This is a genomic window from Streptomyces sp. NPDC002779, from assembly GCF_042888685.1.
In the GTDB taxonomy this organism is placed as follows: domain Bacteria; phylum Actinomycetota; class Actinomycetes; order Streptomycetales; family Streptomycetaceae; genus Streptomyces.
This window is the reverse complement of record NZ_JBIAQC010000010.1, coordinates 276,752-289,300: the sequence shown is the minus strand read 5'-3', so window position 1 is coordinate 289,300 and position 12,549 is coordinate 276,752. Positions and strand designations below refer to the sequence as shown.

Annotated in this window: 7 protein-coding genes and 3 pseudogenes; 4 read left to right on the top strand and 6 right to left on the bottom strand. The window is 71.8% G+C overall.

Annotation, left to right across the window (positions count from 1 at the left end):
• Window positions 1-133: 133 nt before the first annotated feature.
• Window positions 134-484 (bottom strand): hypothetical protein, encoded by a 351-nt coding sequence (locus ACFYW5_RS27590; RefSeq protein WP_389419778.1) that lies wholly within the window; start codon window positions 482-484, stop codon window positions 134-136.
• A gap of 30 nt (window positions 485-514) precedes the next feature.
• A complete protein-coding gene (locus ACFYW5_RS27585; protein WP_389419777.1) occupies window positions 515-1,723 on the bottom strand; it encodes an RNA-guided endonuclease InsQ/TnpB family protein in 1,209 nt (402 codons plus the stop codon).
• Between the two features lie 41 nt (window positions 1,724-1,764).
• On the opposite strand from ACFYW5_RS27585, the pseudogene tnpA reads away from it, so the two are divergent.
• Window positions 1,765-2,132, top strand: a pseudogene (gene tnpA / locus ACFYW5_RS27580) (IS200/IS605 family transposase).
• 108 nt (window positions 2,133-2,240) lie between these two features.
• Here tnpA and ACFYW5_RS27575 read toward each other — a convergent pair.
• Window positions 2,241-3,274: pseudogene (locus ACFYW5_RS27575) on the bottom strand (glycoside hydrolase family 5 protein); the annotation flags it as partial.
• Window positions 3,275-3,305: 31 nt separating this feature from the next.
• Between ACFYW5_RS27575 and ACFYW5_RS27570 the strand changes: the two are divergent.
• Together ACFYW5_RS27570 and ACFYW5_RS27565 are read left to right on the top strand one after the other, a co-directional pair.
• The gene (locus ACFYW5_RS27570) at window positions 3,306-4,088 is read left to right on the top strand and encodes a hypothetical protein (protein ID WP_389419776.1); all 783 of its coding nucleotides are present in this window, start codon (window positions 3,306-3,308) and stop codon (window positions 4,086-4,088) included.
• 100 nt (window positions 4,089-4,188) lie between these two features.
• The gene (locus ACFYW5_RS27565; protein WP_389419775.1) at window positions 4,189-4,920 is read left to right on the top strand and encodes a hypothetical protein; all 732 of its coding nucleotides are present in this window, start codon (window positions 4,189-4,191) and stop codon (window positions 4,918-4,920) included.
• A gap of 26 nt (window positions 4,921-4,946) precedes the next feature.
• Here the strand turns inward: ACFYW5_RS27565 and ACFYW5_RS27560 are convergent, their stop codons facing one another.
• The 3 genes and pseudogenes from ACFYW5_RS27560 to ACFYW5_RS27550 form a co-directional block, all read right to left on the bottom strand.
• Window positions 4,947-7,193 carry a protein kinase gene (locus tag ACFYW5_RS27560; protein WP_389419774.1) on the bottom strand — a complete coding sequence of 749 codons (2,247 nt, stop codon included), beginning with the start codon at window positions 7,191-7,193 and terminating at the stop codon, window positions 4,947-4,949.
• A gap of 8 nt (window positions 7,194-7,201) precedes the next feature.
• Window positions 7,202-9,381: pseudogene (locus ACFYW5_RS27555) on the bottom strand (bifunctional serine/threonine-protein kinase/ABC transporter substrate-binding protein).
• The gene (locus ACFYW5_RS27550) at window positions 9,381-10,229 is read right to left on the bottom strand and encodes a hypothetical protein (RefSeq protein ID WP_389419773.1); all 849 of its coding nucleotides are present in this window, start codon (window positions 10,227-10,229) and stop codon (window positions 9,381-9,383) included. The pseudogene ACFYW5_RS27555 and the gene ACFYW5_RS27550 overlap by 1 nt, the downstream one beginning before the upstream one ends.
• 599 nt (window positions 10,230-10,828) lie before the next feature.
• Here ACFYW5_RS27550 and ACFYW5_RS27545 point away from each other — a divergent pair.
• The gene (locus ACFYW5_RS27545) at window positions 10,829-12,547 is read left to right on the top strand and encodes an ATP-binding protein (RefSeq protein ID WP_389419772.1); all 1,719 of its coding nucleotides are present in this window, start codon (window positions 10,829-10,831) and stop codon (window positions 12,545-12,547) included.
• Window positions 12,548-12,549: the final 2 nt, after the last annotated feature.

Below are 12,549 nucleotides of genomic sequence, written 5' to 3'. Positions count from 1 at the left end.
CTGCATTGGTGTCGCGGGACGCTGGAGCTGTGTGATGCCTGTGCCTGGTGCGGCGATGCGAAATGAATGGTGGGTGACCGCTGACTCAGCGTCAAGGGTCTTGCGCGAGTGTCCTGTTGTTGCCCCCTCGTCGTCAGCGCGGTGTGACCGCCACCGTCACCTCGGCGCCCGGGCGGGCGTGGACGCGGGCGGTGGCCGAGCGGTCGGCCGCCAGGACGGGGGTGGGCGTGGCCGCGGCCCCGGTGACGGAGACGCGCCAGCCGCCGGGGCGGGCCGGTACGCGGATCTCGGTGACGCCGTGGCCGGCGCGGTAGCGGATGCGGTACGCGCCGGCCTCGGGGGTGTGGCTCTCGGCAGTGACCGTGCCGGCGACAGCGGCGGCGTAGGGTGCGGCGGTCAGGTCCTTGTTGGGCCGCCGTGCCCCCGGTGTCGTCCAGCGCGCGGTAACCGCCGCCGCCAGCCGCCGTAGCACCACACTTGACATCCTCTCCCCCTGAAGGGGGGAGATTCCCGCCTACCGTGCCGTTGAAGGCTGCGGTGTCGAGGGGGTTCCTGCTTCACTGCGCGGTGCGGGCACGGGTGCCCGTCTTACCTGCGCTCCACAGGCTGACACGGCCAGTCCGGCCGCCTTGGCGACGTTGACCGCCGCGTTGAGGTCCCGGTCCAGGACGGCCCCGCAGGCCCTACAGGTCCACACACGGACGTTAAGGTGCTTGGGGCCGTCCTTGACACCGCACGCCGAGCACACCTGAGACGTGGGCTCGAAGCGGCCGATCCGGATGAAGGTCCGCCCGTACCGGGCGGCCTTGTATTCCAGCATCCTCACGAACGCCGACCATCCGGCGTCGTGCACGGACTTGGCCAGGCGCGTGCGCGCGAGCCCCTTCACCGCCAGGTCCTCAACGGCGACCGCTTGGTTCTCGCGGATCAGCTTCGTGGAGAGCTGGTGGTGGAACTCGCGGCGCGCGTCGGCCACCTTCGCGTGAGCGCGGGCGACCGTCAACCGGGCCTTGTTCCGGTTGCTGGAACCCCTTTGTTTGCGGGAGAGGGCGCGCTGTGCCTTCTTCAGACGCTTCTCGGCCCGGCGCAAAAAGCGCGGGCTGTCGACTTTCGTCCCGTCCGACAGCACCGCGAAGTGCCCAAGGCCCAGATCGATGCCCAGCTCGGGCGTGACCTCGGGCAGGACTTCCTCAGGGCCGCTCTCCACGACGAAACTCGCGAAGTACCGGCCCGCCGAGTCCTTGACCACCGTCACCGTGGACGGCGTCGACGGCAGCGTGCGCGACCACTTCACCTTCAGGTCGCCGATCTTCGGCAGACGCAGCTTCCCGCCCGGCGTGATCGACCAGCGGGCGTTCGCCGTGAAGCGGACGGCCTGCCGGCTGTCCTTACGCGACTTGAACCGGGGCGCACCCATGCGGGGGCGTTTGCCCTTCAGTCCATCGAAGAAGTTCCGGTATGCGCTGTCCAGGTCCCGCAGAGACTGCTGAAGGACAACCGCCGACACCTCACCCAGCCACGCCCGCTCCGGGGTGTTCTTCGCCTCGGTGATCAGCGCCCTGGACAGATCGCCGGTCTTCGGGAACGGCATGCCCTCGCTGCGGGCCCTCTCCCGAGCGCGCAGCGCGTCGTTGTAAACCACCCTCGCACACCCGAACGCCCTCGCCAACGCGACGCGCTGACCGGCGCCCGGATACAAGCGGAAGCTGTACCGAAGCTGCACGCGAATCACGATACAGACTGGCTCGTCACGGCATCTTCCGCATGCACGTCCACTTGGTCTTTGTGACGAGTACCGACACAGCGTCTTCGCCGACCGGCACCGGACGCGCTGCGAGCAGATCATGCGCGCCGTGTGCGAGGACTTCGAGGCCGAACTGGTCGAGTTCAACGGCAAGGCCAACCACGTCCACCTCCTCGGGAACTTCCCGCCGAAGGTCGCCGTGTCCAGGCTGGTGAACTCCCTCAAGGGCGTGTCCTCGCGCAGGCTCCGCCAGGAGTTCCCCGGCCTCGTCCGCCACTACTGGCGGGCACAGCGCCTGTGGTCCGACTCGTACTTCGCCGGGTCACTCGGCGGCGCCCCGCTCAGCATCGTCAAACAGTACATCGAGCAACAGAACCGCCCGCTCTGACCCGGGCTGAGGCGAACAGTACGAATCCGTGCTCACCGCTGAGGTCAGAGCAGTTCTCAGATTCACTTCACCACCGGGCTGAAGCCCGGTGCACTGCGAATAGACCCGGTAGCGGCCCAGGGAGACGAGCGCGTCGCGGTAGAAGCGGCCCATGCGGGGCAGCTCGTTGTTCAGCGGACCCCACTCCTCCACGACCACGCCGTACCGCGGGGATAGACGGTGACGGCCGCCTCGTGGGCCTCGATCCAGCCCGCCGCCGGATCGTAGTCCGCGCCTGCCTCCATCGCGGTGTTGTAGCAGTGCGGGGCGTACACCGCCTTAGGGTCGTCGATGCAGCCGAGCGCGATCGGGATACCCTCACCCACGATCGGGGTGGGCTCGAAGAAGATCCAGGAGTCCTGGTCGACAGAGCGGATCGCGTCGGCGAGGCGGTTGTACATGGGGGTGATCTGCTCGGACTCGAGCCGGGCGGCCGCGGTCAACAGGTCCTCGTTCGGGCGTAGTTCGCCCATGGTCTCGTTGATCGAGTCGTAGCCGAGCACAGCCGGGTGGTGGGCGAACCGGCTGGCCAGGACGCGCCACAGTTCGGCCTGCGCGCGCCGCAGGTCGGCGTCCTCGTAGAGGTGCGTGAACGCCCGCTGCACGGCAGGTTCGAAGTACTCGTAGAACCAGTCCTCGGGGTGCGGGGTGAACGGCAGCCCGTCCGTCCTGGTCGCCCAGGCGGGGATGCCGCGGTGGCCGAAGGCGGGCCCGAAGACGTCCTGGTGGGCGTCGATCAGCACCTGTATCCGGTACTCGTGCGCCCAGTCCAGGATGCGTTCGATCCGCCGCAGGTAGTCCTTGCTGTACCTGCCGGGCTCGGGCTCCAGGTCGTCCCAGAACGCCAGCAGCCGGGCGAAGTTGAAGCCGTTGCGGTGCAGGTCCCTGAAGTGCCGCTCGGTGATCGCGGTGAGTGCCTGTTCGCCGCGGTGCGTCATGTCCTCGACGTTCCAGCCGCGCAGGGTCAGTATTCGGCCACGGTCGTCGGTGATCCGGGGGATGTCCACGGTCTCGACGGCACTGGCTGAGGGGTGCGCCTGGGCGGCGGTCCCGGCGCTGCGCAGGGCACAGCAGACGAGTGCGGCGAACAGACGTCGGTGCAGGGGCGGACCTCCGGCAGAGTCGGATCGTCTGGTGCCGCAGATCGCACCAGTTGAGCTGACGGCTCATCAAGAGCCGTGCGGTGTCGGTCCTGGCAGACTGTGCGCAACCTGGGGGGAGATCGTCATGCCCGATGGGCTGACCGTCCGTCGGATACTCGGAGATCAGCCGTTCGCGGAGATCGGCCGACCCGTGTGGGTGGTGACCGACCAGCGGCACGGCTGCGTGATCGCGGCCGGCGACCTCGGACACATCATGTGGCGCGGTACGGGCCACTGGCTCAGTCACCGGATCGGCGTGTACGAGGCCGGCACCCTCCGTCCGCGCCACATCGTCGTGTCCCGCTACTCGGTCTGTGCCGTCGAGCCCCACCCCGAGCTGCCGCTCGTCGCGATCGGCACAGGGCGTTACGACGGAACGTGGGAGTTCCAGGGCCAGTTGCTCCTTCTGCACCTGGAGACCGGGCGCGTGACGGACCTGCTGAGCAAGAGCCGCCAAGTGCGTCACCTGCGCTGGCTGGAGGACGGCAGGCTGGCGATGCTGCTCTCGCCCGAGGACAAGGACGGAGGGTTCGGCAAAGGCTTCGAGCGGGCCGTCGCCACAGACGACTGGTTGTCCGCTCCGGCCGGCCTTGTCGATCCTGACGACGTGCGCCGTCCGATGGTCGGGAGCGGGCTCCTTTACGACCCGCAGGTAGAAGACACTTTGGCGCGACTGACGGACGGCCAGTGGCGGAAGCGGGGGGAGGTGCGGGACCTGGCGGTGCTGACCGACGGCCGCGTCCTGGCCACCGGGCGGTACACGGACCTCGAATGAGGTTGCTGCTGACGAGCAGTCGGCGTGGGTGACCTACCGGGGTTACCGGCGTGAGGAGGTGACAGGGCAGCTGGTCGACCGCGTAGCCACAGTGCAGCGGATGGCGACGGCGGACGGCACTGTGCTGAACCGCGTCGAGGTGCCCGCGGCCATCGCACTGTGCGCCGCGGGCGAAGGCTGGCTCGCCCTGCGTCCGCAGGGCAGCGAGGCACACGCCGCGCTGCTGTTCACCCCCACGCACCAGCAGACGGAACCCCTTGACATCGCTCCCCGCCGCACCAACTCCCCTCCCCCGCGCGTCAGACACAGCGCCCGTCTCCTGTACGTGGACGGCCCGGGCCCGGACGACGAGCCGTGGGTCCATGCGATCGATCCCCCGGCCGCCCACGCTGGCGCTGCCCTGCACGCCCTCTTCCTCTTGAGCTGGGACCCGGCGTCGGCCCTGCAACTCTGGTACGGCCCCGCCATCGAGGTGACGGACGCCCTCATCCACGCGGGACGGTCATACAAGCGGGGCGCCACCTATGGGGACGCCCGCGAAGGCACGTACGTCGTGAGCCGCCGACTGCCGGACGGGGAGTCGCTCTGGGTGTACGGCACCGACAAGCCGCTCGCGGATCTGGACGGCGGCGAGCGGAGGGTGTACGTCGTCTATCTCACTGGCGAGGTGGAGACTTTGGACACGGCGACGGGGGAGGTAATGGCCCGGCACACGCTGCGGGCGCACGGCCACCCGGTCACGCCGGTCTCTGCCGCATACCGGGCGGAGCAGCGGCGGCTGGTCGTGGGGACAGTGGACGGGCGGGTCCTGGACTGCTCGGTCGGCGATTGACCGAACCGGTCCCCCGCCAAGCGCTTTCACTCCTTGCGCACTTGTCCGTACCGCCCGAGGAACCTGAAGGCGCCGTCGCGGACTTCGTAGAGGAAGCTGGTGTTGTCCATGTCGAGCAGTCGGGTTCTCGGGTCGAAGCTGATCGTTTTCGCTATGCCCTCGTAGCGCTGGCGGAACAGCGCCGAGGCGAGGGCGCCGCGGCCCACGGTGCCCTCGCCGAGCAGGCCGGTGAGGGTGTGGGCGGTCAGTCCCACGGCGTCGTACGCCTCGGCGGACCAGGGGGCCGGCTGCGCGTCCCAGCGCTCGCGGTGGGCGGCGGCGAAGCGGGCGGCCGGTCCGGAGGCCGCCGCGGTCGTGGCCGTACGGGCGGAGCCGAAGGCCCAGCCCTCGGCGGCCTCCTTCGCCTCCCGCAGGAACGCCGGGTCCATGACCTGCTCGACGGTGGCCGTCGCACCCTCGAAGCGGGCCTCGGCCAGGTGCCGGGCCACCTGGGCGGCGCGCAGGGGCGAGGTGCCGGCGTACACCACTCCCTCGGGGCTCGTGGCCAGCGCGGCGGTGACCGCGGTCGTGACATCGTCCTCGTCGGCGGCCAGGGTGTGCACCGTGGTCGTGCCCTCGGAGGGGGGTGCCTCCGTCAGGTCTCTGGCCAGGCCCTCGGCGACCGTACCGCCGGCGAGGTCCCGGATCACGGCGACCCGGCTCACCGACTGGACCCTGGTCAGGTAGTAGAGCACGGGGAGCGACTGCATCGCCTGGGTCGCCCGGGTCACGCAGAGGGTGGGTTTGACCAGTGGGGACAGGGCGCCGCCGTCGCAGGACACGAGCACCATCGCCGTCCCGGCCGCCGTGTAGGCCGGTTCGGCGGCGGTCAGCGTCGCCTCCGACATGGGGCCGATCACCGCGGCGACCGGGGATGAACCGGACAGCAGCCCTTGTGCGACGGTCGTCGCCCGGCTCGCGCTGCCACGGTCGTCGGCGGTGCGCAGGGCGAGCCGGAACGGGGCGTCGGGGCGGGCGTTGTGGGCCTCTACGGCGAGCAGGGCGCCCCGGCGGGTCGCCTCGCCGGTCGCTTTGCCGGGGCCCGTCATGTCGGCGTGCTGGCCCAGGGTGTACAGGGGGCGGGTGTCCGGGTCGGTCGGCGAACGCCGGTTGAGGAACACGGCGGCGGCCGTACCCGACACCGCGAGCAGCGTGGCGCCCGCGCTGCCGGCCATCAGGAGCTTGCGGCGTGTGGTGGTGGGGCGGGCGGCGGGTTCGGCGGGCAGGGTGACGGAGGGGTCGGGTGCCGTGGGTGCCGTAGCCCGCGTGGCGCGTGGCGGTGGGTCGAGGGCGCGTGCGGAGCGGTCGGCGATCAGCCGTAGCACTGCGGGCGGGAGCCAGTCGGAAGACGCCTCAGCCGTCGGTGTCGAGTCCGCCGGTATCCCCCAGGTCTGCAGCCGGCGCGGGTCGGGTGTGGGGCGTGCCGCCGACAGTGCCGCCGCGACCTCGCCGGCGGTGGGACGGTTCGCGGAGTCGCGCGACAGGCAGCGCGTGATGATGTCTCGTGCGGGGAGCGGCAGTTGGCGCAGTCCGTCGAGGTCGGGTTCCTCGTGCACCGTGCGGTACAGGACGGCGAGGGCGTCGCCCGCGCCGAAGGGCGGGCGGCCGGACGTGGCGTAGGCCAGCACGCAGCCGAGGGAGAACACGTCGCTCGGCGGGCCGACCTCGTCCCCGTACTGCCGGGTCTGTTCCGGTGAGAGGTAACCCGGCGTGCCGACGATGGTGTCGGCCGAGGTGAGCGCGGTCGCTCCGGCGCCCCGCGCGATGCCGAAGTCGATCAGTCGCGGGCCGTCCCGCGTCAGCAGCAGGTTGCCCGGCTTCACGTCCCGGTGGACCAGGCCCGTCGCGTGCACCTCGGCGAGGGCCTCGGCGAGTCGTGCGCCGAGGGTGAGGGCCGACGCCGGGGGCAGCGGCCCGCACAGGGTCACCGCCTCCGCGAGCGCCGGGCCCGCCACGAAGTCGGTGGTCAGCCAGGGTTCCCTGGCCTCGGCGTCGGCCGCCCGCACGGGCACGGTCCAGCGGCCGGTGAGCTGTCCGGCGAGGGCGGCCTCCCGGCGGAACCGGGCCCGGAAGGCGGGGTCGGCGGCGTGTTCCGCGCGAATGACCTTCAGGGCCACCAGTTCGCCGGTGCCGGTGCGGGCCAGGTACACGACCCCCATGCCGCCCGTGCCGAGGCGGGCCAGCAGCGTGTGACCGCCGATCTCGACGGGGTCGTCGGTTCGTAGCGCCTGCATGTCGGAGTTCAGACTCCCTGGACCGTGAGCGGCTCCGTGTACCGGAAGCGGCCGTCGCGCACGCGGTAGAGGTGGACGTTCTCGGCGTTGAGCCAGCGGCGCTCGTTGAAGGAGTAGGTTCCGGCGATGCCTTGGTACCGCGCCTTGCCCAGGGCGTCGGTGAGGTCGTCCCGGGAGGGGCGCCGGGCGCCGGTTCCGGCGAGTGCGGTGAGCCGGTCGATGACGAGCCGGACGGCGTCGTACGTCTCCACCGCCCAGGGGCCCGGACGGTCCTGGTAGCGGCGCTGGTAGGCGGTGGCGAAGGCTCGGCCGGCGGGGGCGGCCGGATCGGAGCAGGACAGCACCGCCTGCCAGCCCTCCGCCGCGTCGCCCGCCGCCGCGAGGAACGCCTCGCCCGCCGAACAGGGGTCAAGGAAGCGCGGTCCGGTGAAACGCCGGGCGCGCAGGAGCTTGGCGACCTCGGCGGCCCGTTCCGGGGTCCCCGAGTAGTAGACGCTGTCGGTGCCACGGGCGAGCAGGTCGCGGACGACCCGTGTGCCGTCGGCGATCGAGGCGGGGACCACGCGGTGGGTGACGCGCAGTTCGGCGATGCCCGCGGGTTGGTGCATCATCTGGGCCGGTTCCCAGCCGCTGATCCGGCCCGCCCGGTCGATGACCATGCCCAGGTGACCGGCCCGTTGGCGCACCAGGGCCAGCACCACTCCGAAGGCGGTGTAGCTGTTGAGGGGCGCGGCCCTGAAGTAGTGCTGGGGGGTGCGCATCAGCGCTGTCGACATGGCGCCGATGGACAGTTCGGACACGGCCAGCAGCGGGAGTCCGGCGTTCTCGTAGAGGTCCACCACGGGTGCCGTGGGCGCGCCGGTCGGGCCGAACACGGCGAGCATGTCCGGGTTTCCGGTCAGCCGTCGGGCCGCGGCGCGGGCTCGCTTCAGGCTGCCGCCGTCGTCCTCGACCCGCAGGGCCAGTTCGAACGGCTTGTCCTCGCGGGCGTTGTGCTCGGCCACCGCCAGCCGGGCCGCCCGTTCCTGCTCGCGTCCCGTCGTCCGCGCCGGGCCCGAGAGGTCGGCCTGGATGCCCAGCAGCCACTGCCGTTTCGCTTTCAGCCGCCCTGCGGCCGAGGTGTCGTCGCCCAGGAGTGCCCATGCGCCCGCACCTGCCCCCGCCACGAGCAGAGCGCCGCCGGCGGCCAGGGACAGCACCCGTCGGCGGCCGGGCGGGGAGGGCATGGCCATGGTGGCCGCGTGCGGGGTGTGGGCCATGGTGGCCGCGTGGGGGGTATCGGCCATGGTGGCCTGTACTCCCGGCAGTGCCAGCAGGGCGGCGGCGCGGTCGGCGATCATGCGGACGACGGCGTCCGGCAGCCAATGGATGTCGGAGCCCACCGCGCCGGGGGCGAGCGCGGCGTCGGCCTGGGCGGCCGAGGGCCGGGCGGTGGGGTCCTTGGCCAGGCAGCTCTCCAGGAAGGCGCGCAGCGGTTCGTCGGCGATGCCGTGGAGGTCGGGGGCGTAGTGGACGGCCCGGTAGAGCAGGGCGCCGCTGTCGCCGAGGCCGAACGGCGGGCGTCCGGTGGCGGCGTACGCCAGGACGCAGCCGAGGGAGAAGACGTCGCTCGCGGGAGTGATCAGCTGGCCGCGTGCCTGCTCGGGCGAGAGGAAGCCCGGGGAGCCGACGATCAGGCCGGTCGCGGTCAGCGCGGTCTGCTCGTCCAGGGCCCGTGCGATGCCGAAGTCGATCAGGCGCGGGCCGTCCAGGGCGAGCAGGACGTTGCCGGGTTTGACGTCCCGGTGCACCAGGCCGGCGCTGTGCACGGCGTGCAGTGCCCGGGCCAGTACGGCGCCCAGGATGCGCACCGCGTCCGGGGGCAGCGCGCCGCAGGTGGCCACCGCTTCGGCGAGCGAGGGTCCGGGGACGAAGGCCGAGGCCAGCCAGGGCGATGGGGCGTCCGGGTCGGCGGCGAGGACGCGGGCCACCCAGGGGCCCGCAACGCCCCGGGCGGCTGCCACCTCGCGCGTGAACCGGGCGCGGAACTCGGGCTGTTCGGCGTACTCCGGCTGGATCACCTTCAGCGCGGCCAGCTCTCCGGCCGGCGTGCGGGCGAGGTACACCACGCCCATCCCGCCCGCTCCGAGCCGTCCAGCAGCCGGTTTCCGCCCAGGTGGGAGGGGTCCGAGGGCAGCAGTCGCTCCATCACATGCCCTCCGTCGCGGCAGCGGTTCCCGGGACGGTGTGCGCGGCCGGGTCGGCTTTCGAGCCCGTCCCGTCGACGGGCCGTCCGATCTTCGCCTCCGCCCGGAGCAGCATCCGCGGCACCGGGCCGTTCACCTCCTGGAGGAGCTCTCGGGCGTCCCAGCCCTTGCCCGCGCAGGCCGACATCGACACCACGACCGGCCCGAAGGTGGCCTGCTGGTACTGGTAGGGGTAGGGCCCGCCGTCGGTGGGGCTCGAGCAACTGCCCATCTCGAAGAGGGAGTCCTCGGCGTAGTTGTTCCCGGCCTCGCCCCACACGGAGGCGTTGGAGATCAGACCGGTCAGCTTCCTGCCTTCGCTGAGGGTCTGTTCGGTGCAGCTCAGTGCCTCCTCCAGCATTCCGGCCTGCTCCCATGCCGCGTCAGCGGTCTTCGGGTGCACGGTGACGGTCACCGATATGCGCACCGGGCCCCTGCTCCGGTCGGCGGGACGGACGAAGTGCCGGGTGAGGGTGGCCAGTACGCCGTCGGGCAGCGGTTCGCGCCGCCAGACGCAGTTGCCGTCGAGCACCGACCAGGTGGCCGGATCGCTCTCGTAGGGCGAGTCGCGTCTCGTCTCGCTGCTGAACAGTTCGGGACCGGCGATCAGCTCGCGGATCAGCTTCCTGGCCGCTTCCTCGGTACGCGGGACCTTGGCCGGATCGGCCTCCACCGTCGGCGCCGGAGCAGGCGCCGGGTCGTCCTCGCCTGCGCTTTGCCGGGTGGCGGCGGGATTCCCGGATGGCCCGGCGTCGGGATCCCCGGTGCTCTTCTCGCCCGTACAGCCCGATGCCAGCACTACGGCCGACACCGCGGCCCCCACCGCGCACCGAAGTCTTCTCGACGCATGCCTCATCCGTGCGGCCCCCCGCGGTTCCCGTCCCCCTGCATGGCCGGCCTGGCCGCCGACAGCATGCAACTGCGCCCCCAGGATGCCCGGTGGTCGCACGCCTGTGTCACCGGGTCACGGAAACTTGGCGTCCCGGCCGTCTTGGCGTCCGCGGAACTTCGGATGGCCGTTTCGCCAGAACTATGCGGTTCACGAGCATCTGTGATCAGGAATGTGCGCAGGAGTTGGCTGAAAATGTTCGCTCACTGGGCACTAACCGGAGTGCTCCGTACGACAAAGCGGTCATCGGACGATCGGACCAAGCCCTTCCTCCCGCCGAACCACGCGAGAAACACGCGGCACGCCTCTATCACACACCCCCGGCCCGGTGATCCTTTCCCGACGAACTGGACGGGCGGGCGCGCAGGGATCATCGGCCGTACTTCAGCACCCCACGCGATGGCTAGCATGAGCAACGTGCTTGATCCGTACGGGTGATGCCTCGCGCCGCCGACGCGGATCGCCGACCGCCACCCGCACGTCGTAACAGCTGCTGTTCACAAGGACCGAGGGACCACGGAATGTCAGTGCCTGCTCGCCCCCGCCAGCGCCGAAGCGCTCAAGGGGCGCGGTCCTCGCCGGCCGTACTCTCCGCCGTGCTCCTCGTCACTGCCGCGGGTGCGGTGGCCGCTGCCGTCCTGGCCCCGGCCGACGCCCGCGGCTGGGTGACCGGCACCGCGGTGGCCGGCTGGGTCTGTATCGCGGCCCTCGTCGTCATCACCCGCTCCCTGCTGCGCGGCGTCCGCAAGGAGGCCGAGGCGCGGGGCGGTGAGCTGGAGGCGACCAGGAACAACTGGCGGCAGCAGAGCGCCGAGACCTCCCAGCTGGTCAACGTCGCCCTGCCGGGCATCATCCAGCAGGTCAAGGGCGGTGCGCGGGCCGAGGAGGCGCTGTCCCGGGTCGCGCCGCCGTCCGACCCGCACCTGCGCCAGGTGCTGGAGGTCTTCGCGGGCGAGCTGGCCGAATCGGTGCGGCGTGCCACCCAGGCGGAGTCCGAACTCCAGGTCGTACGGGGCAACCTCGCCCAGGGCTCGGCGGAGCTGAGGCGGCTGACCGGGGACATCCTTCCCTCCGCCGTCGCCCTGCTGCGGCAGGGCAGTTCGGCCGACACCGTCCTCACCAAGTTCGACTGGCCCGAGAACGCGCTGCTGCGCGACCCCGCCGAATGGTTCGTGCGCGAACTCGCCTACAGCGAGCGCCGCTCCGCCGCGGCCCAGGCCGCCTCCGCCAAGGCGCTCAGCCGCGTACAGGCCAAGACCGTCAGCATGCTCGCCGATCTGCGGGACATGCAGGACCGGCACGGCGAGGCCGTCTTCGGTGACCTCCTGCGCCTGGACCACAGCACCTCGCAGCTGGGCCTGATGACCGACCGGCTGGCCCTGCTCATGGGCGGCCGCTCCAGCCGCGTCTGGAACAAGCCGATCGTCATGGAGAGCATCCTGCGCGGAGCCGTCGGCCGTATCGCCGCCTACCGGCGGGTGCGGCTGCACAACTCCAGCAGGGCCGCGATCTCCGGTTACGCCGCCGAAGGCGTGATGCACCTGCTGGCCGAACTCATGGACAACGCCGCGAACTTCTCGCCGCCGATCGACGAGGTCCACGTGTACGTGGAAGAGCGCAGCGCCGGACTCGTCGTCACCATCGAGGACAGCGGCCTGAAGATGTCCGACGCGGCCATGCGGCGGGCGGAGGAGGCCGTGTCGGGCAAGGTCGCCGACCTGGCCTCGCTGCAGGGCACCCGGCTCGGTCTGGCCGTCGTGGGCCGGCTCGCCGTCAAGTACGGCATGAGCGTCAACTACCGGCCCTCCTCCCGGGGCGGCACCGGCGTCGTCGTACTGCTTCCGCCCCAGATCGTGGCCCAGCAGCGGGAACCCGTCGTCCCCGAACGCCCTCGACGCACCGAGGCGGTGACCGCCGGGTCCGCCGCAACCGCCACGGAGACGTTGCCGGTCCGTACCCGCCAGGCCGCCGAGGACGTGGCGCCGACTCCTCGTCCGGCCACCCCACGCGAGCGCGGCGCGGCCACGCCGGGCGGATTGCCCGTCCGGGCTCCCGGCCGCACCATGGCGCAAGCGGAGCGCGACCGGAAACGTCCGGCCGCCCCGACGCCGCCGGAGCCCGGCCAGGACCAGGGCCCCGCACGGGACGCCGGCAGCCGGTTCGGCGCCTTCCACCGCGGCCGGCAAGGCGCCGGCGCCACCGGCGGCGAAACGCCGCACCAGGACACCTCCGAGGACTGACA

What these genes read in the sequence shown, in the direction of transcription:
- ACFYW5_RS27590 (WP_389419778.1), bottom strand. Translation starts at nt 484, where the DNA reads ATGTCAAGTGTGGTGCTACGGCGGCTGGCGGCGGCGGTTACCGCGCGC.
- ACFYW5_RS27565 (WP_389419775.1), top strand. Translation starts at nt 4,189, where the DNA reads ATGGCGACGGCGGACGGCACTGTGCTGAACCGCGTCGAGGTGCCCGCG.
- ACFYW5_RS27560 (WP_389419774.1), bottom strand. Translation starts at nt 7,193, where the DNA reads ATGCAGGCGCTACGAACCGACGACCCCGTCGAGATCGGCGGTCACACG.
- ACFYW5_RS27545 (WP_389419772.1), top strand. Translation starts at nt 10,829, where the DNA reads ATGTCAGTGCCTGCTCGCCCCCGCCAGCGCCGAAGCGCTCAAGGGGCG.